The sequence below is a fragment of the Flavobacterium sp. RHBU_24 genome, from assembly GCF_046613695.1.
In the GTDB taxonomy this organism is placed as follows: Bacteria; Bacteroidota; Bacteroidia; order Flavobacteriales; family Flavobacteriaceae; genus Flavobacterium.
Genome location: NZ_JBKJHD010000002.1, coordinates 127,523 through 152,801, shown reverse-complemented (window position 1 = coordinate 152,801; position 25,279 = coordinate 127,523). Strand labels below are relative to the sequence as shown.

General features: G+C 44.8%; 20 protein-coding genes. 14 read left to right on the top strand and 6 right to left on the bottom strand.

Annotation, left to right across the window (positions count from 1 at the left end; all coding sequences use genetic code 11):
• The first annotated feature begins 83 nt into the window (after positions 1 to 83).
• Both ACLI09_RS03105 and ACLI09_RS03100 read left to right on the top strand, forming a co-directional pair.
• The gene (locus ACLI09_RS03105; RefSeq protein ID WP_411418129.1) at positions 84 to 329 is read left to right on the top strand and encodes a hypothetical protein; all 246 of its coding nucleotides are present in this window, start codon (positions 84 to 86) and stop codon (positions 327 to 329) included.
• A 669-nt stretch (positions 330 to 998) separates the two neighbouring features.
• Positions 999 to 1,871 (top strand): class I SAM-dependent methyltransferase, encoded by an 873-nt coding sequence (locus ACLI09_RS03100; protein WP_411418128.1) that lies wholly within the window; start codon positions 999 to 1,001, stop codon positions 1,869 to 1,871.
• Between the two features lie 96 nt (positions 1,872 to 1,967).
• Here the strand turns inward: ACLI09_RS03100 and ACLI09_RS03095 are convergent, their stop codons facing one another.
• Complete coding sequence (locus ACLI09_RS03095; RefSeq protein WP_411418127.1) at positions 1,968 to 3,200, bottom strand: ATP-binding protein; 1,233 nt, start codon at positions 3,198 to 3,200, stop codon at positions 1,968 to 1,970.
• A gap of 370 nt (positions 3,201 to 3,570) precedes the next feature.
• Between ACLI09_RS03095 and ACLI09_RS03090 the strand changes: the two genes are divergently transcribed.
• On the top strand, positions 3,571 to 3,984 hold the full coding sequence (locus tag ACLI09_RS03090; protein ID WP_411418126.1) for a VOC family protein: 414 nt from the start codon (positions 3,571 to 3,573) through the stop codon (positions 3,982 to 3,984).
• 316 nt (positions 3,985 to 4,300) lie between these two features.
• Here ACLI09_RS03090 and ACLI09_RS03085 read toward each other — a convergent pair whose 3' ends face one another.
• Both ACLI09_RS03085 and ACLI09_RS03080 read right to left on the bottom strand, forming a co-directional pair.
• Positions 4,301 to 5,233, bottom strand: a complete 933-nt coding sequence (locus ACLI09_RS03085; protein ID WP_411418125.1) for a hypothetical protein — start codon at positions 5,231 to 5,233, stop codon at positions 4,301 to 4,303.
• A 368-nt stretch (positions 5,234 to 5,601) separates the two neighbouring features.
• A complete protein-coding gene (locus ACLI09_RS03080) occupies positions 5,602 to 8,130 on the bottom strand; it encodes a YCF48-related protein (RefSeq protein WP_411418124.1) in 2,529 nt (842 codons plus the stop codon).
• A gap of 174 nt (positions 8,131 to 8,304) precedes the next feature.
• Between ACLI09_RS03080 and uvrA the strand changes: the two genes are divergently transcribed.
• The 9 genes from uvrA (at position 8,305) to ACLI09_RS03035 (ending at position 18,469) form a co-directional block, all read left to right on the top strand.
• On the top strand, positions 8,305 to 11,136 hold the full coding sequence (uvrA, locus tag ACLI09_RS03075; RefSeq protein WP_411418123.1) for an excinuclease ABC subunit UvrA: 2,832 nt from the start codon (positions 8,305 to 8,307) through the stop codon (positions 11,134 to 11,136).
• Positions 11,137 to 11,264: 128 nt separating this feature from the next.
• Positions 11,265 to 11,990 (top strand): TIGR00730 family Rossman fold protein, encoded by a 726-nt coding sequence (locus tag ACLI09_RS03070; protein ID WP_411418122.1) that lies wholly within the window; start codon positions 11,265 to 11,267, stop codon positions 11,988 to 11,990.
• 136 nt (positions 11,991 to 12,126) lie between these two features.
• Complete coding sequence (locus ACLI09_RS03065) at positions 12,127 to 14,961, top strand: aminopeptidase (protein ID WP_411418121.1); 2,835 nt, start codon at positions 12,127 to 12,129, stop codon at positions 14,959 to 14,961.
• A 195-nt stretch (positions 14,962 to 15,156) separates the two neighbouring features.
• The gene (locus tag ACLI09_RS03060) at positions 15,157 to 15,522 is read left to right on the top strand and encodes a VOC family protein (protein WP_411418120.1); all 366 of its coding nucleotides are present in this window, start codon (positions 15,157 to 15,159) and stop codon (positions 15,520 to 15,522) included.
• On the top strand, positions 15,522 to 16,028 hold the full coding sequence (locus ACLI09_RS03055; protein WP_411418119.1) for an N-acetyltransferase family protein: 507 nt from the start codon (positions 15,522 to 15,524) through the stop codon (positions 16,026 to 16,028). The genes ACLI09_RS03060 and ACLI09_RS03055 overlap by 1 nt, the downstream gene beginning before the upstream one ends.
• A 169-nt stretch (positions 16,029 to 16,197) precedes the next feature.
• On the top strand, positions 16,198 to 16,371 hold the full coding sequence (locus tag ACLI09_RS03050) for a hypothetical protein (RefSeq protein WP_411418118.1): 174 nt from the start codon (positions 16,198 to 16,200) through the stop codon (positions 16,369 to 16,371).
• Between the two features lie 217 nt (positions 16,372 to 16,588).
• Entirely contained in the window at positions 16,589 to 17,017 is a 429-nt protein-coding gene (locus ACLI09_RS03045) for an META domain-containing protein (RefSeq protein ID WP_411418117.1), read from the top strand.
• A gap of 88 nt (positions 17,018 to 17,105) precedes the next feature.
• A complete protein-coding gene (locus ACLI09_RS03040; RefSeq protein WP_411418116.1) occupies positions 17,106 to 17,618 on the top strand; it encodes a hypothetical protein in 513 nt (170 codons plus the stop codon).
• Entirely contained in the window at positions 17,615 to 18,469 is an 855-nt protein-coding gene (locus ACLI09_RS03035; RefSeq protein ID WP_411418115.1) for a hypothetical protein, read from the top strand. The genes ACLI09_RS03040 and ACLI09_RS03035 overlap by 4 nt, the downstream gene beginning before the upstream one ends.
• A 166-nt stretch (positions 18,470 to 18,635) precedes the next feature.
• On the opposite strand, the gene ACLI09_RS03030 is transcribed toward ACLI09_RS03035, so the two are convergent.
• From ACLI09_RS03030 to ACLI09_RS03020, 3 genes are all read right to left on the bottom strand, one after another.
• On the bottom strand, positions 18,636 to 18,881 hold the full coding sequence (locus ACLI09_RS03030) for a hypothetical protein (RefSeq protein WP_411418114.1): 246 nt from the start codon (positions 18,879 to 18,881) through the stop codon (positions 18,636 to 18,638).
• Between the two features lie 221 nt (positions 18,882 to 19,102).
• Positions 19,103 to 19,495: a glyoxalase gene (locus tag ACLI09_RS03025; RefSeq protein ID WP_411418113.1), complete on the bottom strand. Its 393-nt coding sequence runs from the start codon at positions 19,493 to 19,495 to the stop codon at positions 19,103 to 19,105.
• Between the two features lie 42 nt (positions 19,496 to 19,537).
• Positions 19,538 to 21,943, bottom strand: a complete 2,406-nt coding sequence (locus tag ACLI09_RS03020) for a thiamine pyrophosphate-dependent enzyme (protein WP_411418112.1) — start codon at positions 21,941 to 21,943, stop codon at positions 19,538 to 19,540.
• A gap of 494 nt (positions 21,944 to 22,437) precedes the next feature.
• Here ACLI09_RS03020 and fabG point away from each other — a divergent pair, with 494 nt between their 5' ends.
• Together fabG and ACLI09_RS03010 are read left to right on the top strand one after the other, a co-directional pair.
• Positions 22,438 to 23,187 carry a 3-oxoacyl-[acyl-carrier-protein] reductase gene (gene fabG / locus ACLI09_RS03015; RefSeq protein WP_411418111.1) on the top strand — a complete coding sequence of 250 codons (750 nt, stop codon included), beginning with the start codon at positions 22,438 to 22,440 and terminating at the stop codon, positions 23,185 to 23,187.
• 33 nt (positions 23,188 to 23,220) lie between these two features.
• The gene (locus ACLI09_RS03010; protein WP_411418110.1) at positions 23,221 to 25,248 is read left to right on the top strand and encodes a hypothetical protein; all 2,028 of its coding nucleotides are present in this window, start codon (positions 23,221 to 23,223) and stop codon (positions 25,246 to 25,248) included.
• Positions 25,249 to 25,279 lie beyond the last annotated feature (31 nt).

Genomic DNA, 25,279 nt, shown 5'->3' with positions numbered 1-25,279 from the left:
TATTTATAATTTCCCTAACATATATTATCCGTAAATTTATACTACATCGAAAATAATAGTATAACCCACTAAAAATAAAAGCTATGGATATTAAGTTAGCAAATTGCTGTGGCAACTGCCACTACCATGTAAAAGGGCAACTGTGTAGCGTACACGAAGTAGTTACTGCCGAAACCCAGGCCTGCCCCGCTTATGAGTTTCGTGCCGTACTAAGCCGCGAGTCAGACTGTTTAAAATGTGCCAAGTTCCAGACCGAGCATTGCGCCCACCCCCATAAATCGGGCGAAGGCATGCTGTGCACCGTTTACTACCCAAGGATAGTGGCGTAACCGGTGTGTATGAGTTGATAGTGGTTAGCTGCCGGTGTGGGCAGCTGCAAATAAAATAGTATAATCGGGCTGCCCTTTTGGGTGGCCTTTTTTTATTTGACTAATTAGGTGACTAAGCCGTTGCCGCTTCGCCCTCTTCGTTATCGCGCCTGTTCTTAAAGGGTATCGATGCTATAAAGGTAGTACCCTTTATGCAGCTCCCTATCCTAAACGCACTCTCTTATAAAAACCCAAACCGTAGCCTAACATCTTTCATCGTAGCACCTTTAAATATAATTTTGAATTAAATCATACTTAAAGATTATGATGAACAAAATGTAGGGTACATTTTTTATTACTACTACGAGACTGTTTTGTATACTCTGCAAATTCGGCATGGCCTCGGGGCCATAGCAAAGAGGCTTTCAATATAGAATTCAGCTGCGGCTTCCGCGCCGTAATGCAATACTTCATACTCTTATCGAAGTATAGCAAAATTTTAAAATCTGTAAAAACGACATGCAATTTTTATAGTATATATTTTAAAAACACCTCTTTTTAATAATTCCTTATTTCTTCAGTACCAGATATTTTTTTAAAATTTCTTTAACCCAAATTCTTAGCTACCCTTAGTATTTTCATCTCTGGGTATATGCACCTTAAACAATAAATATATTTAATACACACCGCATGACGAATGAATTTAAAGAACTTTTAAAGCCCGCTACTGCTTTTGAAGAAAAAGACACTTACATTGAGTTTCCGGTACTGCGCCGTTCGCAGTCACTTGAGGCCAATGCTTATTACTTTGGCCACCCTGAGTGGGCTGAAGAGTACCTTACCTACTGCCACCGTAGTGATACATTTAAAAACCGCTGGCTTACTGCAGCAGAAGGGTGGGACGATAAAGTGGTAATTGATATAGGTTGTGGGCCCGGTAACATACAAGCAACGCTGCAAAGCAAGCCAAAAATGCTTATAGGCATAGATGTAGCACCGGAATCGCTGCGCCTTGCCGCTAAACAGGGATATACTTCCGTGCTGGCCGATGCTAATAATTTGCCGTTTAAATCGAGGGTTGCAGATATTGTGGCTCTTAACGCTGCGTTGCACCACACGGAAAATATGACCAGCGTGCTTAAAGAAGCGGCGCGGCTGGTAAAGCCCGGGGGTGTACTTATTACAGATCATGACCCCCAACATTCGGCATGGAATTATAAGGGCATTGCTAAAGCAATGTGGATTGCACGCCTGGCATACTATAGGCTGATAGGCCACAGTTTTCATAAATCGTCTGAGCAGCAAAAATGGGCATTGGCATGCGAAACCCACCACAAGCCGGGCCATGGTGTAACAAAAGAGTTTTTTGAATCTGTGCTTCAACCACTTGGGTTCGACGTAAAGGTATATCCCCACAACCATCATTTGGGCAGCGAAATATTTAATGGCGATACAGGACCGGTGGAGTTTAAGTACAAACTCGGTAATTTTTTATCAGGACGCAATCCTTCTGCCCCGCACAGCGCATTGACGCTTATGTGTGTCGCAAAAAAGGTACTGTAGCCGTAAAAATACTTACGCGCAACTTTATCTCTTACCAATAGGTATTAATTTAATTATACAATTGAGGCTGCCCCCGGGGCAGCCTCAATTGTATAATTAAGCCGTTGCAGCTTCGCTTCCCTCAGTATCACGGCGGTGTTTAAAGGGTATTGATACTATAAAGGTGGTACCCTTTTCTTTACCCGGGCTCATGGCATAAATATTACCCTTGTGCAGCTCTACAAATGATTTTGTTATCGAGAGGCCCAGCCCGTTGCTGGTTTCCTTACCGGTAGGCTTAGAACTTAGCTTGGCAAACTTGGTAAATAGCTTTTGCATATCGCCAAAGGTAAGCCCCTGGCCCTGGTCTTTAACCTCTATATGCACATAGTTGCCGGCTTCGCGGGCGCTTACTTTTATAGTGGTGCTTTCGTAAGAATATTTAATGGCGTTGCTCAGGAGGTTGTGCAGCACATCTGATATCTTATTACGGTCGCCTTCCAGCGGCGGCAGCGTATCCTGCACATACAGTTCTATAATTTGCCTTTTGCGGTGCGCCAGCAGCTCAAAGTTATTTACCAGGCGGTTAAACATATCGCGCAGGTCTACCGGCTCTATGTTAAGCGCCAGGTCTTTTTCTTCCAGCTCGCTGTGGGCAAGGTAATCGCCCAGCCTTTTTTGTATGTTAGCTACTGCCGATTTTATGTTGGCCGTCATCTTCTCGGCCATACCCGTATTTTTGGTCATTATCTCATTTGCAAGCTTTATGCTCGCAAGCGGATTTTTAATTTCGTGCAGCGCTATGTTCATCAGGTTAATTTGCGACTCTACACTCTTGCGGTAGCGCAGCCTGTTCTCCAGCTTGTCTATAACAATAGTACTCAGGGTACGCAGCATTTCCAGCTGCTGGTCGGTAGGGCGCTCGCGCGGTACCGAATCTACCACGCAAATGGTACCCATATTAAAGCCCTCGGGCGACTTAAGCGGTGCCCCGGCATAAAACCGTATACCGCCCTCGGCAGCCACATATTTGCTTTCCATAAGCGCATTATGGTCGTGCGTATCCTGAAAAAGGGTAATATCTTCCTGCAATATGGCCAGTGAGCACAGGCTGTCGTTACGGTCTACCTCATTTACAGGCAGCGAACTAAGGTTCGACTTAAAAAACACGCGGTCTTTATCTACAAAAGAGATAAACGCGCTGGGGGTACCAAAGATTTGAGATGCCATAAGGGCTATCTTATCAAAGGTGTCTTCGCTGTGCGTATCCAGTATCTGGTATTCGCGGAGCTTTTCCAGGCGCTCTTCGTCGTTTTTAGGTATAATTGATGCCGGCTTTTGGTATATCATACAGGTTAACGGGAATATTTATTGGTTCCACAAATATTCAGTTATCGAAAGTACGGCGAAATTTTCGATATCCGTTAAATACGGTTAAATGTTATAATAATTTTAGTATAATTTTGTAAGAAACGGGGTTGCCGTAGATTTTATGATTCGCTAAGTGTTTGATTTGCAATAAAGGTAATTTACCGAAACGGCGATGTGTACCGATTTCTGTGCTCATTGTAACCAGTCCCCGCCGTCGCAGGTTTTAGGTCGCGGCTTTTCCGAAGACACAAAGGCACAAGGTCGCAAATACCCCCTTAAGTTGTCGCTTATGCACATTAGCGGGCACGGGCCGCTACCCTACCTTTGGGTAAACTAAATCAAAACACGTATGGCAACCCAAATTTTTGTAAACATCCCTGTTAAAGACCTTGATAAATCGGTTACATTTTTTACGCAACTGGGCTACACCTTTAACCCACAGTTTACTAACGAAAAGGCCACCTGCATGATAATCAGCGACACCATTTATGTAATGCTGCTTACCGTGCCTTTTTTCCAGACGTTTACCACAAAGGAAATTGTAGATGCCCGCAAAGCCGTAGAAAGCATCATTTGCCTTTCTGCCGACAGTAAAGACGAGGTGAATGCAATGGTAGACAAAGCGGTAGCCGCCGGTGCCACGGTACCCAACCCGGCAACCGACTACGGCTTTATGTACCAGCACAGCTTTGAAGACCTCGACGGCCACCACTGGGAATTTGTATGGATGGATCCAAACGGCGCGCCCGAGCATGTGGGGTAGCATGAAATACCAGTTTATTTTAAGGCGGGGCGACGCCTCTTCCGACGGCTGTGCTAATTCGGGCAACACCCTAATGCGCACCGAACCGCAGCAAAGTGGGGAAAGTGTTGAGATGTCTCCTACCGTCGACATGGAACGAACGCCCGAGTGAAGCTTTTTTCCATTTGCTTCGCCTGTTCGGGCATTAGCCCTCGGGTCGACCGAAGTGGAAAAATCTCTATTAAAATGGCTCCTATCGTCGACATGGAACATGCGCCCGAGGAGGCTATTCCCCTCCTTCGGAGGGGTGCCGCAGGCGGGGTGGTTTTATGGTTATCTAATAATAAGTTATCTCATTTTTTTGCCATTTGTCCTTACCTTTTTCTACCCACTCTTTTAAAATGACATCACCTTTTTCATTATAAGTATATTTATAAATCTCATTGTCTCCATTTTTATTTTTGATATTGGTGAGATTACCATTACCGTCATAAAAGTATTCATGGATAACAGCACCTTCCCTAAAAATGAGCATCTTGCTTCGCTTACCATTTTTATAAGTAATATTTCCTGTATCAGGTACATCATCATTCTGGAGCTTACTAACCCATTTGACAAGTTTACCCTTTCTGTCATAAAAAGTTTCATCATAAGATTGCAACACTAACTGATTTGATTCATCCGTATCCCAATATTCTTCCCTTATGTGCAGCTGAGTTTGATATTTTTTTGTACAACTGCAGGGCCTTTCAATTGACAGGCAATCGTGGGTGGTTGTAAGTCCTAATTTGTCATCATAAGTATATTCGACATAACCCCAGTTTACATCTAAAGGCAACATACGGGTTTCATACACTAATTTATCGTCCTTATAAACATAGTGAAGTTCAAATATACTCCCGTCAGGGTCAGTTATTATCCTTTTAACCACTTTGTTTTTTTCATATTTATACTCTTTAATGCTGTGTAAGCCATCATAAAAATAAGAGTCTTCCCTAACCAAAAGCTTATCATCATAGGTATAAAAAGTCGTAGGAAAGTGTAAAGAATCGCGCATTGGATGCCGCAGGTCCCTATCCTTGTTTGTAATACGCTTAATGAGCCTGCCATGCTTATCAAATTCATAGAAATGCATAAAGCCCAAATCATCAGTTTCTATAACCCTTTGAGCCCTTTTATGATATCCTATGCTTACATTGGTCTCGATTTCCTGAGCGTGGCAAACGCAAAAGAAACAAGAAAATAGTAAAATGGAAATATATCGAAGCATCGTGTCGAATTGTTGGTTTTCAAATATATAAATGTTAACGTCAATATCAATAGATAATTATCTACTTACTCCATATCGTTTACATGCTATTTCTAAAAAACTGCGACTGCGGCTGAAAAGCATACAAACTCCCCCGCAGGCAGGGTGGTTTTACAAATGGAACGCGGATGACAAGGATTGAGCGGATAGACGCGGATTTTTTCACGCCCGACTGAAGCTATTCCCCGCCGCGGCGGGGCGCCGCAGGCGGGGTGGTTTATTTACGATGGCGCGAGGCTTTGGCTCGTGCCTTATTTTTATGGATACGAGCGGGATGCTCACACTAGCGGGGGGCCGGAGGTCTATTCACGGGGATGCTTACCTATGTCCTAATTTTTCACCAGCTTTTGTATATACTTCCTGCCATCATTTTCGAGCGAAATAAAATAAACACCATTGCTAAGGATGCTCAGCCCTTTTATTGTGAGGTCTGAATTTTGAAGCACCTCATTAAAGACTACCACTCCATTAAGCGATGTTATTTTCACCAGTGAAGTAGAACCGTTTAATCCGTCAGGCAAAAGTGTAATCTCCCCTGAAAATGGATTAGGATACACTTTAAACGTATTTTTACTATTACCCGTAAGTCCTAATTCCTCATTAACTGTAATAATAAGGCGTTTATAGGCTGATGTCCCAAAGTCATTTACTGCTTTCACCTTAAGAACATGTTCTCCAAGCGTAGTCCATTGTACCTGCACCCCTTGAGAAGTCTCTGTAAGTATACCACCTGATTCCAGGCTCCATTCTAAATCATTACTATTATTTGCAACTGTATAAGTTTCGATTGAATCAAGTTCAACTGTTGTATTACCAGACACAACGGGCATTACCGGAAAATTTGTAGCGATAGCCTCAAGTCCATAATAATGCTGATAAATTGTAAGGCTACCAGTTGCATTATTATATTCTGGATGCTCACAAAGCAGGCAGGGAACTTGTTCCCATGTTAATCCTGCATCTCCCGTGATGTAAAGGTCATAATATGTCATAAATTCAGGGGCGTGTTTTATCATCCATGTTGAATCGTTAAAAACGAAAAGGCTGTCATTTTGTAAAAGAATTGATCCGGGTACTGGATCATTAAAATCAATTTCGCTAAAAGTATTATTGTTCAAATCAACCTTATAGTAACTATTTCCCGCTATGGCTATCAGTGCTATGCTCTCGCCGAATCTGGTAGTACTAAAATACCCTTCTGGAGTGCCCGGTATCATCACAATCTCTTGCCAGCTGGCACCAAGGTCGGTTGTTTTGTACAAATGGTAATTATAAGTATTATCAGAAGTTGTTAATCCCCATGCATATATTTCATCCATGGATTTTATTAATGTTTCAAAAATTTCATCGCCGTTCGGCAACGGCACTGTAATCCACGTTTGCGCTTTATCCGGCGATACCTTTATATTATCCATAACAACTCGAGGCTCGTAAGAAACTATATTTTCATTAATCTGCCTGAAATTTGGAGCCCAATAAACATTTTCTACATCGATATGCGTAGTTTGCCACGTTTGGCCAAAGTCATAAGACTCTCTAAAGAAATCTCCCATTACATTAACAATATTACTCTGATAAATATAGCTTATATAATCTCCTTCTGCCCTCAGCAATTTTCCTCGGGTGTTTGCTATCATATCTTTTTGCTGCCAGGTAGCCCCGTTATCCTGAGAGGTAAATAAATAAAAGTTCGGATTTGTAGTATCACTATTATAACCATCATCCTTAGTTAGCGTAAATTTATTTGGACCATTTTGTAATGCACCTGTTGCATCCAGATGAGCCGTATTTGTATAAGAGTCAAATGCTGTCCAATCTTGCCCTCCTGTTTCCGTTCGGTACATTATTCTTCCAACAACACTGGTTCCTGACCCCTCTCCATTATCTATAACGTAAATTAAATCCGGGTTAACAACAGATATACCGGTAGGATATATAAAAGGCTTATTAGTCGGGACAATATCTACATCACCAGTATCCAAATTATATTTTATAAGATTTACCGAATCATAATCTCCGTTAAGTGATCCCATAGCATACAAAACATTATCTTTCACGATAGATGTCATGGTATTAAAATAATAACCGTTTGATTCCGTCAACTCCGTTATCTGGTTCCAGGTCGCACCTAAATCGTCTGACGTATAAAACTGCTGGTTTCCTGATAAAACAAGCTTATTATCAGCGGCAATTTGAATATCTCCAATTCCCCCGTTATATAGTGTATTAAATGCAGTACTAGGTACCTCCACCCACTGTAAACCCCCATTAGTTGTTTTGTATAAAGAGGCGCCACTCCAACCGATTCCTACATTTTCATTTATAAATCTAAAATTAACACCACCAATAAAGCCATTAAAAGTTGCGGTAAACTGGTTCCAGGTCCCCCCCCCGTCAACAGTCTTAATAAAGAATTTGTTTGTGTATCCGGTGTCATTGTTGTAAACATAACCTGTTGCATATCCCACCTCCTCATCTGCAAAGTCAATACTCTGGTAAGTAATATCTCCCGTGAAACTCAGGTCAACAGCTACTGGCTCCCATGTTTCTCCTTTATTAATGGTTTTTAAAAAAGTGTTAAATCCCCCTATAATAAAAGCTTTTTCTGCATTTACTATTTCAGTATCTGCTAATGTAGAATTATGAACGTACTCAGGAATGGGCATGGCTACAAAATTCCAGTTTTGCCCACCATCAGTTGTCCTCATCATTACATTCTGCCCGTAAGCGATACCAACAGAATCATCAAAAAACTTTATATCCCTCAGGCTTGCGGTTAAAAACTGGGAGTTTTCAACAGATTGAGAAAATGAAAAAATTCCTGTAAAAAGGAATATAAGAAGTAATACTCTTTTCATGGCTTGGTTGTTTTGGCCAAAAGTAAATAATTTTAGTTATTTAACAGTAAAATTTATTACACTTTGTGTCTCATAATTTTAATCCCACCCCCTCTTTTTAACACTCCCTTACCATTCCCCTAACCTTAAATTCTCCTCAAAAATCAGTACCTTTGCGTTTTGCAAAAAATTGATATGCTGAATACTGACGACACGATTGAAGTACTGGGCGCACGCGTTCACAACCTTAAAAATATAGACGTTACCATACCCCGCGAAAAGCTCGTGGTTATTACCGGGCTTTCGGGTTCGGGTAAGTCGAGCCTGGCGTTCGACACTATTTACGCTGAGGGACAGCGCCGCTATATTGAGACGTTTTCGGCCTATGCCCGGCAGTTCCTGGGTGGCCTGGAGCGCCCCGATGTCGACAAGATAGACGGCCTCTCGCCCGTTATTGCCATAGAGCAGAAAACCACCAGCAAAAGCCCCCGCTCTACCGTGGGCACCATTACCGAGATTTACGACTTTTTGCGCCTCTTATACGCCCGTGGCGCCGATGCCTACAGCTACAACACCGGCGAAAAAATGGTAAGCTACAGCGACGAGCAAATCCGCCAGCTTATAGTTGAGAAATTTGACGGTAAGCGCATTAGCATCCTTGCTCCGATTATCCGCTCAAGGAAAGGCCACTACCGCGAATTGTTTGAACAAATCTCTAAACAGGGCTTTTTAAAAGTGCGTGTAGATGGCGAAATTAAAGACATAGAAAGCGGCATGAAGCTTGACCGCTACAAGGTGCACGACATAGAAACCGTGATAGACCGACTGGCGGTTGACACCAGCGAAGATACCGACAAGCGCCTGGCCGACAGCATTAAAACCGCCATGTATCACGGTGAAAACGTAATGATGGTTATAGAGCAGGAAAGTAAGGAAGTGCGCTACTACAGTCGTAACCTTATGTGCCCCACCAGCGGCATCTCCTACCCTAACCCGGAGCCAAATAACTTTTCGTTCAACTCCCCTAAGGGCGCGTGCGACCACTGCAACGGCCTGGGGATTGTGAACGAAATCAACGTTAAAAAGATAATCCCAAATCCTAAGCTGAGCATAAAGCAGGGCGGTTTTGTGCCTTTGGGCGAATATAAAAGCTCGTGGATCTTTAAGCAGCTGGAAGCTATTGGCGAAAAGTTCGGCTTTAAGTTAACCGACGCGATAGAGAAAATCCCCGCCGAGGCGATGGACATGATACTGAACGGCGGCAAGGATAAATTTGTGGTAAACAGTAAAACCCTTGGCGTTAACCGCGAATATAAAATTGAGTTTGAGGGCATTTCGGCCTTTATAAAAAATCAGTACAGCGAAGAGGCCACGGCTGCCCTTAAACGCTGGGCAAAGGAGTTTATGGACGAGATTCCCTGCCCCGTTTGCCACGGCACACGGCTTAAAAAGGAGTCGCTTTATTTTAAGGTAAACGGCCTTAACATCGCCGAGCTTTCGGCTATGGATATCTCTGACCTTGCCGACTGGTTTGAAGAACTGCACAACAACCTTTCTGATAAACAAAAGGTTATCGCTAATGAAATTGTAAAAGAAATCAAGGCACGTCTTAGCTTTTTAGTAGATGTGGGGCTGAATTACCTTTCGCTAAGCCGTAGTTCGGGAACCCTTTCCGGCGGTGAGGCGCAGCGCATCAGGCTGGCTACACAGATAGGTTCGCAACTCGTGGGTGTGCTCTATATCCTTGACGAACCCAGCATTGGACTGCACCAGCGCGACAATGAAAAACTGATACATTCGCTTGAAGCATTGCGCGACATCGGCAACTCGGTAATCGTGGTAGAACACGACAAAGACATGATAGAACGCGCCGACTATGTTATTGACATCGGCCCGGCAGCGGGGCGCTTTGGCGGCCAGATCGTAAGCAAAGGCACCCCTGCCGAACTGCTTAAAGAGCATACACTAACGGCGGCCTACCTTAATGGCGAACGGTCTATCGAAGTGCCAAAAACACGCCGCGAGGGCAACGGCAAAAGCCTGAAGCTTACCGGCGCTACCGGCAACAACCTGAAGAACGTAAGCATAGAACTGCCGCTGGGCAAGATGATATGCGTTACCGGTGTTTCGGGTAGTGGCAAGAGCACGCTGATAAACGGCACCCTCTACCCCATACTTAACGCCCACTTTTTTAACGGCGTAAAAAAACCGGCCCTCTACAAAAAAATAGAAGGCCTGGAGCATATTGACAAGGTAATCGACATTGACCAAAGCCCGATAGGCCGCACCCCACGCTCTAACCCTGCCACCTATACCGAGGTATTCAGCGAAATACGCAGCCTGTTTACCATGACCCCCGAGGCCATGATACGCGGCTATAAACCGGGGCGCTTTAGCTTTAACGTAAGCGGCGGCCGTTGCGAAACCTGCGAAGGCAGCGGTATGCGCGTTATAGAAATGGCATTTTTACCGGATGTGTATGTGGAGTGCGAAACCTGCCAGGGCAAGCGCTTTAACCGTGAAACACTAGAGATTCGCTACAAAGGCAAATCGATAAGCGATGTGCTGAACATGACGGTTGATGAGGCGGTGCCTTTCTTTGAGCACATCCCGAAGATAAACCGTAAGATAAAAACAATACAGGATGTGGGGCTTGGCTACATTACCCTGGGGCAGCAAAGCACTACCCTTAGTGGCGGCGAGGCGCAGCGCATAAAACTGGCCAGTGAGTTATCCAAAAAAGACACCGGCAATACGTTTTACATCCTTGACGAACCTACCACCGGGCTTCACTTTGAAGACATACGCGTATTGATGGAAGTCATCAACAAGCTGGTAGACAAGGGCAATACCGTGCTTATCATAGAACATAATATGGATGTGATAAAGCTTGCCGATTACATAATCGACATTGGCTACGAAGGCGGCAAGGGCGGCGGCGAAGTGGTAGCTAAAGGCACACCGGAGCAGGTAGCGAAGAACAAAAAAAGCTACACCGCGCAATTTCTTAAAAAAGAATTACATTAGCAGGCTGTTTTTGAGCTATCAGCTATCAGCTATCAGCTATCAGCAGTCAGCGATTAGCAATTCAGCCATCAGCCAAAAAACAGGCGAACCGGAACAACTTGAAACCTTAAACCTTGAACTAAAGACCGATGTCAAAAGAAAAATACAGCAACGACGACGAGTGGATTAAAGAAGGGCTTACCCAAAAACCCTGGAACGAAATAAGGAGTAACGACTCCTGGGCCATTTTTAAAATTATGGCCGAGTTTGTAAACGGCTTTGAGACCATGGCCAAGATAGGCCCGTGTGTTTCGATATTCGGTTCCGCGCGCACCAAGCCCGATGATAAGTATTACCTCCTTGCCGAAGAAATAGCCGAGAAGATAGCCAATGCCGGCTACGGTGTTATAACCGGCGGTGGCCCCGGTATTATGGAGGCAGGCAACAAAGGCGCCAGCCGCGGTAAGGCGCCATCGGTAGGGCTTAATATAGAGCTGCCTTTTGAGCAGCATTTTAACCCCTACATCAGCCACGATTTTAACCTTAATTTCGATTACTTTTTTGTACGCAAGGTAATGTTTGTTAAGTACAGCCAGGGGTTTGTGGTAATGCCGGGCGGCTTTGGCACGCTCGACGAGCTTTTTGAAGCCGTAACCCTTATCCAGACTAAAAAAATCGCTAAATTCCCTATAGTGCTTGTAGGTACTGAATTTTGGGGCGGGCTTATGGCCTGGATAGAAGAAACCCTGATAGGCAAATTCCACAATGCCGGGCCGGACGACCTTAAACTCATAAAAGTGGTAGATACCGCCGACGAGGTAGTAGAAGTAATAGAGGCCTTTTATAAAAAATACAGCCTTAGCCCTAACTTTTAAAAGTTTAACAGCCGTAAACGCAACCCTAAGGGCAATTTTTCATCGTATGTATAGTTATAGCTGTGGTGTAACCCATCCGGCCTTTTATATGTGTAACCAAAACGAAAATTAATTTCTTTAAACAAAAGGAACCATTTTGAAGATTAGCTACAGGGTATTGTGTACTTTTTTAATGTTTGTTTGTTGTGCCACATTCGCGCAGCATAAAAATAACATAACCGCCCGGCTGGATGGGTCGGCAAAGGTTATGAGCGTACAGCAGGAAATTACCTACCTAAACAGCAGTACCGACACGCTAAACCACATTATACTTAACGACTGGAACAACGCCTATTCGGCCAAGACCACGCCGTTGGCAAAGCGGTTTACCGATGAGTTTATAAAGGCGTTTCACCTGGCTAAGGAGGAAGACCGCGGCCATACCGATATTTCCCTGCTAAAAGACCAGAACAACCGTATGCTGGAGTGGCACCGGCCCGAAGGCCACCCCGACCTTGTATACGTACAGCTGAAAAACCCTGTTTATCCCGGTAAGTCGTTTAGCATATCCATAAATTATAACGTAAAGCTGCCCAACGAACGCTTTACAAAATTTGGCTTCGACGATAAAACGGGCAACTTTAACCTGCGCGACTGGTACCTTGCCCCAGCCCGATATGAAAACGGCTTTGTGCAGTACAGCAACGAAAACCTTGACGACAGCGCCCTTGCCCCGGCAGATTATACTTTTAATTTAACCTTCCCCCCGCAATATAAAGTGTACAGCGACCTTAAAAAGGTCATTGAGATTCCCTTTGATAATTTTAATACCATAGAGTTTACCGGCACTAACCGCCCGGGCTTTAGCCTGGTGCTGGAAGAGCAGGACAATATGGAGGTGTTTAAATTTCCGTCGGCTACCATTTGCAGTAGTATGAAAGATAACCGGGTTAGCGATATTCAGCGCGCTGTACTGGTAGACAAAATAGCACAGTTTGTGGCAAACAACCTGGGCAAATACCCCTCCGAAAGCATACTCGTTACCCAGGCCGATTACGACCGTAACCCCGTATACGGCCTCAGCCAGCTGCCGTCGTTCATCCGCCCGTTCCCTGATTCGTTTACGTATGAACTGCGTTTTTTAAAGACTTTCCTCAACGCCTACCTGCGCGGTACCCTAAAGCTGGACCCCCGCAAAGACAACTGGGTGTATGACGGCCTGCAGATGGAGCTTATTACAAAGTACCTTCAGGAAAACCACCCCACCGAAAAAATGATGGGCAACCTGGGCACCTGGAAACTGCTGAAGGGCCACCATATATTTAACATCGGGCTAAACCAGCAGTACAATTATTTTTACCTGCTCATGGCGCGTAAAAACCTAGACCAGCCCATAGGCAATCCGCAGGATACCTTTATAAAATTTAACGAGCAGATAGCCGGAAAATACAAGGCCGGGCTGGCTTTTAACTACCTTGACGATTACCTGGGAAAGGATATAGTTATCAATTCGATAAAAGAATTTTATTCGCAAAATATGGCATCGGCGGGTGTTAACCGCAACGACTTTGAACTTGCCCTGGCCCGCAACGCGAAAAAGGATATAAGCTGGTTTTTTAACGCCGTTATCGATACGCGCGACCTTATAGATTATAAGATAGGCAACGTAGAGAAAACAAAAGATTCGCTTACCGTAACCCTTAAAAACGTAACGGGAACCCCAGTACCCGTGTCGCTATACGGTGTAAAAAAGGGCAGCAACGTGTTTAAGATGTATGTTGACGGGTTTAAAAAAGACAGCACTTTTACCATAGCACGCCAGGATGCCGACCGGCTTATACTGAACCGCGATGAAATAATGCCCGAGTATAACCCCCGCAATAACCAGAAGCCGCTTAATAACTTTTTCCCTAATAAAAGGCCCTATAAATTTACCTTTTTCCAGGATATTGAAGACCCCGCTTACAACCAGGTGTTTTATGTGCCCAGCTTTAGCTATAACCTGTACGACGGCTTGTCTCCCGGCATACGTTTCCACAACAAATCGCTGCTGGAAAAACCCTTTATATTTGATATTAACACGCTGTATTCTACAAACACCGGCGAAGCTACGGGCTCTGCCTCGCTGTTCTTTAACCAGTACATCCGCGAGGGGGCCTTGTATAATATCCGGTATTTCCTTTCGGGCAATACCTACCATTATGCACCTGATGCCCGCTACTATAAGTTTACACCTTCAATACAGTTCCGCATACGGCCGGATGATTTCCGCAAGAACGAAAAGCAGTACCTCAACATACGCCAGGTAATGGTGCGCCGCGAAAAATCGGACTACGTGGCCCAAAACACCCATGCCGACAGCTATTCTATATTTAACGGGCGCTACAGCAAGGTAAACTCTAATATATCGCGCCACATTAATTTTTATACCGATGTGCAGGTGGCAAATTCGTTTGGCAAGCTATCGGGCGAATGGCAGTTCCGCCGGCTTTTTAACGACAACAGGCAGGTAAACCTGCGGCTTTTTGCCGGCATGTTTATGTATAACGATACCGGAAGCTCTGATTTTTTCAGCTTTGGGCTTGACCGTGCCGCAGATTATTCGTTTGACTATAATTACTACGGGCGCAGTGAAACCAGCGGACTGTTCAGCCAGCAGTTTATAATGGCCGACGGCGGCTTTAAATCGATGCTTAAAAACCGCTTTGCAAATCAGTGGATGACCACCGCAAATGCCAGCTTTAACGTGTGGAACTGGATAGAGCTATATGGCGACGCGGGCCTTATGAAAAGCAAGTATAACAGCACTGAATTTGTGTATGACAGCGGTGTGCGCCTTAACCTGGTTACCGATTACTTTGAGCTGTACTTCCCGCTTTATTCCAGCAATGGGTTTGAGCCGGGCCAGGACAATTACGGGCAAAAGATACGCTTTGTGGTTACGCTGAGCCCCGGCGCGCTTATAGGGCTGTTTACGCGTAAATGGCTGTAGCAGTTGCTTTGTTATTGTAAAATACAGAGTTTCACCGAGCAGGCACAGAGATTCACAGAGCACTCAAAAAAACAGGCTGGCACAAAGAGATACCACCTTCGGTAAAAATACACATAGCCTTTATATCCACTCTCTAAGGCGCTATACGCTACTTTTCCATAACTTTTGTAACTTTGGCTAAAACCAGATACATTTATGAAAACAACAATATTGGGCCTGCGCACTGTGGGCTACAAAGTGAGCGATTTGGCTGAAGCAAAAGCCTGGTATACCAGGGCATTTAGCACGGAGCCTTATTTTGACGAACCTTTTTATGTGGGCTTTCACATTGCCGGCTACGAACTTGGGCTGATGCCTGATGAAAGCACCCCCGGCGACAGCGTGGTAACCTACTGGGGCGTAGATGATATTGAGCAGGAATATAATAAGTTCATACACCTGGGCGCTACCGTGCATGAAACACCGCAAAATGTGGGCGGCGAAATTGTAACGGCATCCGTAAAAGACCCGTGGGGAAACATTATCGGCTTGATATATAACCCCGAGTTTACATTGCCATAATGCAGGGCATTGTTATCCGTGAGGCTAAAGCCATTGATGCCGAAGCCCTTATCGCCTTAAAAAAAAGCTACATAAGGGGTACCACTACCATTCCGCTTTACGAAGACGAGTATACTAATACCATTGCAGATGAAAGCGCGCTTATAGCACGCTTTCAGGCAAGCCCTAATTCGGTACTGTTAGTTGCAGAGCATGACGGCCGGCTTATAGGCAACCTCGATATTACCGGTAGCCCCCGCCGGAAGCTGGCGCACACCGCTATGCTGGGTATGGGCGTAGCTACACATTGGCAAAACAAAAAAGTTGGCAGCCTGCTTATGGAGGCAGCAGTTAAATGGGCACTAAATGGTACTCCCCTAAAACTAATCTGGCTCGAATTATATTCAATAAACTATGCCGGCAGGCGTTTGTATGAAAAATTCGGCTTTAGTGAGTGTGGAACTGTAAAGGATTTCTTTCAGGAAGAGGTAGTTTGCGATAAAATTTCTATGGTTAAATATCTTTAATGTTACTAAATTATGCACGCATTGTATCGGGCTGAAATTTTGTTACATCAAAAAGGGTTTTCATTACAAATTTTGATTTAAAGTATTAAAATTTTATTAAAGCGCTCAGCCCCATTCGTTATTATTGCTAATTTCGAGACATAATATTACTGATTTTCTAAAAAACGCTATGAAAACTATCATTAACCCAAAATCTTTAACAAACATGAAACTGCTTAAATTTTTATTTGCAGCTATTGCCGGATTTGGGCTGGTAAAATTCTTCGGTTTCTTTACCGAAGATGACCTTAACGAAGAACGGGAAGACCTTTATGACGAAGAAGAATACCCTCTATTTGTATAACATCAGTTTCAAAGAAAGCAACATATAGCCACATCTGCACCCTTTACGGGTGCTTTTTTGTTTTTAGTTGCCCGCATTCCGCCAAAAATTTATCTCTGCGGTATATTGTGCCATCAGGTAATTTTCATGTAAAAAACCATGGGTTAAAGTAATCCTAATTAACAGGAAAGCCTTTTCAATACTGCGTAATTTTACGCCATAATCTAATACCACAACAATGAAAAAGCTATTTACAATTTTCAGCATCATATCTATCTGCACCCTGGCTGCCTCATGCGGCAGCACTAAGGGCGGCACCGCTGCCGAACTGCTTACTGCCGGTAACTGGCAGCTTGAGCGTATTAACGGCAAAGCCATATCAGAATCGGATTTTGCTAACGGTGTGCCGGTGGCTAACTTTAGCAGCGACTATAAAATTACGGGCAACAGCGGATGTAACCGTTACGGAGGGTCATACAACCTTAACGATGAGGGCGGCATGAACATCAGCCAGGTAATTTCTACCAAAATGTTTTGCGACGGCGTGCCGGGCGAAGCCCGTTACCTTGAGGCGCTGGATAAGGTTAATACGGCAAAAATAGATGCCGACAGGCTAACGCTGTATCACGATACCGAAGAGGTGCTGGTGTATAAAAAAACCGAATAAGCCTGCCTGTTTACGGGCTTGTAAAATTATGTTTGCCTTCCGGTGGTTAAATACCGGTTAAGGCATTTTTTTTTGTAAGTTTGAAACCATGAAACGTTTTATTGCCATTACCGCCGGCTGTATCTTACTGGGGCTTTTTGCATTGACAATTAGGGCAATGGTTGCAGTTACGGTTACAGTTCCATTTATGAAAAACGCAGGCCGTACTGTGCAAAAATACTGCGGGCTGGGTGTATTGTTTAACCGTGAGTCAACAGTTACGGGCTATGCCACCACATACAGGCTGTATCAAAATGGGCAATGGCAACGCTGGCAGCAGCTGCAACAGCCATCATATGACAAATACGCACAAAACGGCAATTATGCGGCCCTTAAGCACAGCCGTTTAGATATAAACCTGAGTAGATATTTTTACAATACCGCTAAAGATAAAACTGTAGAAGAAGTAAAAGGCACAAAGGCATATAAAGAGTTTGCAGGCCACCTGCTGTACTGCCACAGTAACGGCACCCGGCCGGATTCGCTGGAGGTATCGTATTACCAGCTGCACAACGCGCCAGACAGCTTAGGACTATTACTAACATTTAAAGCCGGATTGTGAAAAATAGGTTTAACGCGCTTTTAACGAATTTTCAGCAATGGCTGGAAAATTATAGCTTTTCAGATAAAAGCCTTTCCCGGTTCAGGCGTTGTGTGTATTTGCTATTGCTTGCAAAAATGGTATTGATATGGCCGCAGCTGGATGTTTTTTACCAGCATACGCTTTCGCATCAACTTCCCGATTTTATATTCTCCAGGCTGCTGTTTTACCCGGTATTCCATAACCTGTATTACCTGCTATGGGGCATTTTGTGTGGTATAGTGGCTTTTGCCATATTCTATAAAACCACCCGCCTGCTTTCGGTTATCGTTTTTGTAATAAGCATTAACTACCTTACCTTACTATCGCGGGCAGACAACCTGGCAGACAGCCTGCTTAATTTTTTTATTTTCTCGTTAATTTTTATTCGCGAAGGCGCCGTTAAGGGCACTGCCCGGCAGATGTTGAATAACGTAATGCTTTTAGCGCTACAGATGCATTTTTGCATACTGTATTTTTTAAATGCATACGGAAAAATAATTGTACCGGGGTGGCGCGACGGAAGTTTTATGCAGTTGGTATGGCGCATACCCTACTATGCCGATGTGCGCCTCGTGCCACAGTGGTTTTTAAACCCGGGGGTAGCCTTCGTAAGCGCGTGGTCGGTAATGCTGTTTGAACTGGTGTTTGCTTTTTTAATATGGTATAAGCCGGCAAGGAAATGGCTTTTACGTTGCGGGCTGCTGTTCCATATAGGTATTGCGGTATACTTATCGTTGCCCGATTTTGGCCTTACCATGCTTGTGGGCTATTTTTTATTTACCGACTATAAACAAACAGGTACAGTCCCTTTGCAGGCACCTGTTAATTAAAAGATACCCCCTGTAAAAAAAGGGAGCCGGCTGATAAGCCGGCTTTATATATTCCGTTTTGCGATGTTAAGCCACATCCGTTAATCCTGAGATTTGGCGGCCTGCCTTCCGGCTCCCGTAAACTGTGGGGTTAAACAAGTAGTAAGTGTTGAATAGTACCGGTATGTTACCAGGTACGTGTAATGTTCCTCCCGTCCCTTGCAGGTGTGGTGCGCCTGTTTACCAGGTGGCTCTCATGCTCGGTATGGTTTTGGTTTCCCCGCATGGCCACTTTAGGAAAAGAGGCTAGTTCTGCGGGGTTAACAATTGCTGGGTCATCATAGGGTAAATCAAAGTTACCGGATGAATGGCTCATTTGTCTGTTACCGCCCATATCGCCGTGATCGGGCCGGAAAGTAGTTGTTGTTGCCATAATTGTTATTATTTTATAGTATAAATGTACAACATTTTTATAAATTAATAAAATTTAACAGCATAAATTATCAATTCACTAAATCGATATAAATGTTATAATTCTAAAGCTACAATGTTTTCGGGGGTAAGCAGGGGTTTATTATGCAGGCGGAGGAAGAAATTTAGCCACTAATTTCTCTAATCCGATCCATGAAATTAGCGCAATTCGTGGTTAAAAAACTACTGCACTATAAGCTGCACCTGGTCTTTTAACCGCTCAATAAGCATGTTCATCATACGCTTATTTAAGTTAGAAGAATTTTTTATATACGCACGGTATTCACTTACCGTAAATGCCCCTATTATCATCCCTTTTAGCGCATTGCGGAATTTTTCATCTTTGTGTATGGCATTTTCTATGTACGATAACTGCTTATCGGTAGCCAGTGAAAAAAACTGCCCCTTTTGCTTTATGGCGTAATTAATAAATGCCTCTATAAACAGGTCGTTCTGAAATTTCAGTACAGGGCGTATGGTGGTATTCTGAAAAATTTCTTCAGCAGAAGACTGCGGGTGTATTTCACCCAATAGTGCAGGCCTCAGGGAAAGCAGGCCTTCGTCGCGATTGCTCATTTCTTCTTGGTATGTTGGGGTTATTACCTCCGGTTTCCGATTTTAATACAGTTTCGGGAACTTTGCAGGCATCGCTTCGTGCATAATGCCGTATACTGTTTCATAAATATCTTCTACAGACGGCTTGCTAAAATAGTCGCCGTCAGTAGCATAAGCGGGCCGGTGTGCCTTAGCGGCAAGGGTAGCGGGTTTGCTGTCAAGGTACCGGTACGCCCCCTGTACCTCTACTACCTGTTGCAGTATATATGCCGAAGCGCCTCCCGGCACGTCTTCGTCTATAATCAGGAGCCTGTTGGTTTTGGCTACGCTCTTAGCAATGTCGTGTGCCAGGTCAAACGGCAGTAGCGACTGCACATCAATTACCTCGGCATCTATGCCCGCCTCAAGCAGTTCTTTAGCAGCCTGTTCTACCAGGCGCAGCGTAGACCCGTAAGAAACCAGCGTAATATCATTACCCGTTTTAACGGTTTCTACCACACCCAACGGGGTTTTAAATTCGCCCAGGTTTACCGGCATTTTTTCTTTTAGGCGGTAGCCGTTAAGGCATTCTATTATCAGTGCAGGCTCGTCGCAGTCCATAAGGGTGTTGTAAAAACCGGCAGCCTTAGTCATATTGCGCGGTACCAGCACATATATGCCGCGTATGGCGTTAATAATCATGCCCATGGGCGAACCCGAGTGCCAGATGCCCTCAAGCCGGTGCCCGCGCGTACGGATGATAAGCGGCGCTTTTTGCCTACCGGCAGTGCGGTAGTGCAGTGTGGCAAGGTCATCGCTCATTATTTGCAGGGCATACAGCAGGTAATCAAGGTACTGTATTTCGGCAATAGGGCGAAGGCCGCGCATGGCCATGCCTATCCCCTGGCCTAAAATGGTAGCTTCGCGAATCCCAACATCGCTAACACGCAGTGTGCCAAATTTTTCCTGCATGCCCTCCAGCCCCTGGTTTACGTCGCCAATAGCCCCTGCGTCTTCGCCAAAAACAAGCGCTTCGGGGTATTTTGCAAACAGGGCTTCAAAGTTATTGCGCATTATCAGCCGCCCGTCTGCATGCTCCGGGTTATCGCCGTATTCCGGCGCAACGGCTGTGGCATCAAGCGCGTTTTTTGCTGACTGCGAGTGCAGGTGCGAGCTGTATTTGTGTTGGTTTTCCTCAGTATACTCTTTTATCCACACCGATAGCCGGTGCTTTAGTTCAGGCTCGTTTATCAGCAGGCGCAGTACTTTGCGTGCCGCTACGAGCAGGTCTTTACGCATTACTTCTTTAAGCGAAGTAATCTCGTACATGAACTTGTCTATAAAAACCTTGTTGTCGCTTTTATTGGCTATGTCCTTAAGCAGGGCGGCAAGGGTGTCGCGCTCTGCTTTAACAGGGTCCTGGTAGGCTGCCCAGGCATTTTTTTTGCTTTCCAGCACCGTGTCCCTTATTTCCGTTTCAAGGGCTTCAAGCTCTTCCTCAGCGGCAATACCGTTTTCCAGTATCCATTTGCGCATTTGCACATTACAGTCGTATTCGCCCTCCCAGGCCAGGCGGCCGGTGCTTTTATAGCGCTCGTGCGAACCCGATGTAGAGTGCCCCTGCGGCTGTGTAAGCTGTATTACATGCACCAGTACCGGCACATGTTCGGTGCGGGCTATCTGGCCGGCACGCTCATAAGCGGCAACCAGTTCGGGGTAATCCCATCCGCTTACGGTAATAATTTCAAAACCGTCAGTGTTTTCTTCCCGTTGGAAGCCTTTCAGTATTTCCGAAATATTTTCTTTAGTGGTCTGGTGGCTGGCGTGTACCGATATACCGTATTCGTCGTCCCAAACGCTTATTACCATGGGTACCTGCAATACGCCGGCAGCATTTATGGTTTCAAAAAAAACGCCTTCGCTGGTGCTGGCATTCCCTATGGTGCCCCAGGCTACCTCGTTGCCGTTTTCAGAAAAGTTAGCGCCATCAATGCCTTTTACATTGCGGTATATCTTACTGGCCTGTGCCAGCCCTAAGAGGCGCGGCATTTGTGCCGCGGTGGGCGATATATCTGAACTTGAGTTTTTTTGTTGTGTAAGGTTGTTCCAGTTTCCGTTTGCATCGAGGCTGTGGGTGCTAAAGTGCCCACCCATCTGCCTGCCGCCGCTCATGGGCTCGTGCTCCAACGACGGGTTGCCATACAGCCCGCTAAAAAACTGCTCTGCGGTATACTGCCCTATGGCAAACATAAACGTTTGGTCGCGGTAGTAGCCCGAACGGAAATCTCCGTTTTTAAATGCTTTTGCCATGGCCAGCTGCGGCAGCTCCTTACCGTCGCCAAAGATGCCAAACTTCGCCTTACCGGTTAGTACTTCGCGGCGTCCCAGCAGGCTGCATTCGCGGCTGGTAACGGCAATTTTATAATCATGGAGTACTTCGTCCCTGAAATCTTTATAAGAAAGTGCCTGCTTAGTTTCTGTTCCGGTCATAAAAATTGGTATTAGAGCAAATACAAATTTAATCAAATATGTGTGATTACCTAATTTTATGCCCAAAATTTAAATTGTACTATTTACAATAAAAATGGGTTTAATTTTTTCAAATAGCATTTATTTCTAAATTTATTGCTTTTATAATAAATAATTAATTGATTTTTGGCAAAATTTATGATAAAGAGTCTGCTTTACACATACCCTGCGGCAATGCCGTTTAGTCTGCTGAAAAAAATAACTCTTAAAAGGGTTAGTAAACAATGTTGGATGCTATTGCGCAGAGGTTCAGGCGGGTTAAAAAACCACTGCGTATAACTCTTTGCGCTTACCCCTAAGGACTTACCTCCTTTTGTAAAGTTAGCTTGCAAATGTTTGTATAAATAACACACAAAGATATGCCCTACTAATGCCACAAATTAGGAGTTAAGATTACCATACCCCGAAAGATTTTTTATATTTGTGGCTTTCTATACATAAAACAAACAGACACTATGAAATTACTGGAAGGAAAAACGGCTATTATTACCGGTGCAAGCCGTGGTATAGGCCGTGGTATAGCCTTAGTATTTGCACAGCAGGGTGCTAATGTGGCCTTTACATACAGCGCATCCGGTGAGGCTGCAAAAGCCCTTGAAGAAGAACTTAACAGTTACGGCATTAAAGCCAAAGGCTACCAGAGCAATGCCGCCGATTTTATTGAATCGCAAAAGCTTGTAGATGAAGTAGTGGCAGAATTTGGCACCGTAGATGTGCTTATAAACAACGCCGGTATTACTAAAGACAACCTGTTGTTGCGCATCTCTGAAGAAGATTTTGATAAAGTTATAGAGGTAAACCTTAAATCGGTTTTTAATATGACCAAGGCCGTGCAGCGCACCATGCTTAAGCAGCGCAGCGGCTCTATAATAAATATGAGTTCTGTAGTGGGCGTGCAGGGCAATGCGGGGCAAAGCAACTACGCGGCCTCTAAGGCGGGTATGCTGGGCTTTACTAAGTCGATAGCCATAGAGCTTGGCTCGCGCAACATACGCTGCAACGCCATAGCGCCGGGCTTTATACAAACCGAAATGACGGCGAAGCTGGGCGAAGATGTGGTAAAAGGCTGGGCCGATGCCATTCCGCTGAAACGCGGTGGTACGCCAGAGGATGTGGCGAATGCCTGCGTGTTCCTTGCCAGCGACATGAGCGCCTACATTACCGGCCAGACGCTTAACGTGGATGGCGGAATGATAACGGCGTAAACAATAATTTTTAAAAGGAAACGATATATCTAAATGACTGCAACTACGGTTTTACTACTTATTGTATCTGCACTGGCAGCGTTAGGGATATCGTTTTACCAATATCTTTTTAAAGCCAAAAAGAAAGGCCCCGTGTTTTTCTTTTTGGCCTTTTTGCGTTTTGTAACGCTCTTTTCGGTGCTGGTACTGCTTATCAATCCGGTGGTAACCCGTAAGGATTTACAAACCAGCAAAACCCCGCTACCCATATTGCTTGATAATTCGCAAAGTATAAAAGAACTGGGGCAGGATAACGTTGCGAAAGAGTTAGCCGACAAGCTTACGTCAAATAAAGCGCTTAAAGATAAGTATGATGTACAGCTCTACACCTTTGCAGAAGGCTTTGAAGCCGCTAAGGCACCCGACTTTAAGGGCAGGCAAACCCACATAAGCCAGGCCGCAGAGAATTTGCAGCAGCTGTACCGCAATACTACCTATCCGGTAGTGGTGCTGAGCGACGGTAACCAGACCATAGGCAACGACTACATTTACAGCTTTAAAGACAATACTACGGTATACCCGCTGGTTTTGGGCGATACTACCACCTTTACCGACCTTAAGGTAGGCCAGGTAAACGTGAACAAGTACGCTTTTTTAAAGAACAAATTCCCCGTAGAGGTGTTTTTGCAGTACAACGGTAACAAGGCTGTAAACGCGAGCTTTAGCATTATGCAGGGCAATGCGGTGCTGCACAAAGAAAATGTATCCTTCTCTCCTGATAAGCGTGCGCAGTCCGTTACGGTGTTGCTAAACGCCGAAAAGGTGGGCGTGCAAACCTACCGTGCCGTAATTACGTCGCCCGAGAACGAAAAAAACAAATACAACAACGTTAAGAACTTCGCCGTTGAGGTTATTGACCAGCGCAGCGAAGTGGCATTGGTGTCGGCCATAAACCACCCCGACCTGGGTGCGCTTAAACGCGCCATAGAAACCAACCGGCAGCGCAAGGTTACGATACTGAAGCCAGGCGAACTGAAGTCGCTTAACGATTATAACGTGCTGATACTTTACCAACCGGATGCTACGTTTCGCCAGTTGCTGGAGCAGAACAAAACCGCCGGGCTAAATACCTTTACCATTACGGGTAACAGTACCGACTTTAACCTGCTGAACCAAAGCCAGGATGTGGTAGGCTTTAAAATGTCGACCCAAAAAGAAGATTACCTGGCCGATTATAACAGCCAGTTTGGCACCTTTGCGCAGGAGGATATCGGCTTTGCCAATTTCCCTCCATTACAGCATCCCTTTGGCACGATCACCCTTAAAAAAGATGCTAACGTGCTGCTTAATGCCCGCATCCGCAATACGGCCACAGGTAGCCCGCTTATGGTGTTTGCTGAAAATGGCAACAAGCGCAATGCCTACCTGTTTGGTGAAAACATCTGGAAATGGCGTATAGAGAACCACCTTACTACCAAATCGTTTGACGGTTTTGATATTTTTGTGGATAAAACGGTGCAGTTTTTGGCAACAAACAGCAAACGTAAATCGCTGGTGGTAAACCACGAGAGTTTTTACAACAGTGGTGAGGCCATAGCCATTACGGCACAGTATTTCAATAAGAACTATGAGTTTGAGGAGAACGCCCGCCTTACGCTTTCGCTGAAAAATAAAACAACGGGCGCTTCAAAATCATACGATTTTTTAAAGGGCAGCAACGAGTATAAGGTTAACCTTGATGGGCTTGGTGCCGGGCAATATTCATTTACCGTAAAAGAGGCGTCAAGCAATACCAGTTATTCCGGTGCATTTGAAGTGCTTGATTTTGAGATTGAAAAGCAGTTTGTAAACCCCGACCTTGCCCGCCTTAACCAGCTTGCCGCCAATACTAACGGCATTGTATATTACCCAAATACCGCTGATGCTTTAATTAAGGCACTTGCCGAAAATAAAAACTACCAGCCTACCCAAAAGGTTATTTCTAAGAAATCGCCGCTTATCGACTGGGTGTGGCTGCTGGTTATCCTGTCGCTCTCCCTCGCCGTAGAGTGGTTTGTAAGGAAGTACAACGGGCTGTTGTAGGCTTAATTTACTGCGGTTAAATATTCCTGTT

Excerpts from the sequence above, each read along its gene's own strand:
- ACLI09_RS03105 (WP_411418129.1), top strand. The coding sequence starts at position 84 with ATGGATATTAAGTTAGCAAATTGCTGTGGCAACTGCCACTACCATGTA.
- ACLI09_RS03100 (WP_411418128.1), top strand. The coding sequence starts at position 999 with ATGACGAATGAATTTAAAGAACTTTTAAAGCCCGCTACTGCTTTTGAA.
- ACLI09_RS03095 (WP_411418127.1), bottom strand. The coding sequence starts at position 3,200 with ATGATATACCAAAAGCCGGCATCAATTATACCTAAAAACGACGAAGAG.
- ACLI09_RS03090 (WP_411418126.1), top strand. The coding sequence starts at position 3,571 with ATGGCAACCCAAATTTTTGTAAACATCCCTGTTAAAGACCTTGATAAA.
- ACLI09_RS03085 (WP_411418125.1), bottom strand. The coding sequence starts at position 5,233 with ATGCTTCGATATATTTCCATTTTACTATTTTCTTGTTTCTTTTGCGTT.
- ACLI09_RS03080 (WP_411418124.1), bottom strand. The coding sequence starts at position 8,130 with ATGAAAAGAGTATTACTTCTTATATTCCTTTTTACAGGAATTTTTTCA.
- uvrA (WP_411418123.1), top strand. The coding sequence starts at position 8,305 with ATGCTGAATACTGACGACACGATTGAAGTACTGGGCGCACGCGTTCAC.
- ACLI09_RS03070 (WP_411418122.1), top strand. The coding sequence starts at position 11,265 with ATGTCAAAAGAAAAATACAGCAACGACGACGAGTGGATTAAAGAAGGG.
- ACLI09_RS03060 (WP_411418120.1), top strand. The coding sequence starts at position 15,157 with ATGAAAACAACAATATTGGGCCTGCGCACTGTGGGCTACAAAGTGAGC.
- ACLI09_RS03055 (WP_411418119.1), top strand. The coding sequence starts at position 15,522 with ATGCAGGGCATTGTTATCCGTGAGGCTAAAGCCATTGATGCCGAAGCC.
- ACLI09_RS03050 (WP_411418118.1), top strand. The coding sequence starts at position 16,198 with ATGAAAACTATCATTAACCCAAAATCTTTAACAAACATGAAACTGCTT.
- ACLI09_RS03045 (WP_411418117.1), top strand. The coding sequence starts at position 16,589 with ATGAAAAAGCTATTTACAATTTTCAGCATCATATCTATCTGCACCCTG.
- ACLI09_RS03040 (WP_411418116.1), top strand. The coding sequence starts at position 17,106 with ATGAAACGTTTTATTGCCATTACCGCCGGCTGTATCTTACTGGGGCTT.
- ACLI09_RS03030 (WP_411418114.1), bottom strand. The coding sequence starts at position 18,881 with ATGGCAACAACAACTACTTTCCGGCCCGATCACGGCGATATGGGCGGT.
- ACLI09_RS03025 (WP_411418113.1), bottom strand. The coding sequence starts at position 19,495 with ATGAGCAATCGCGACGAAGGCCTGCTTTCCCTGAGGCCTGCACTATTG.
- ACLI09_RS03020 (WP_411418112.1), bottom strand. The coding sequence starts at position 21,943 with ATGACCGGAACAGAAACTAAGCAGGCACTTTCTTATAAAGATTTCAGG.
- fabG (WP_411418111.1), top strand. The coding sequence starts at position 22,438 with ATGAAATTACTGGAAGGAAAAACGGCTATTATTACCGGTGCAAGCCGT.
- ACLI09_RS03010 (WP_411418110.1), top strand. The coding sequence starts at position 23,221 with ATGACTGCAACTACGGTTTTACTACTTATTGTATCTGCACTGGCAGCG.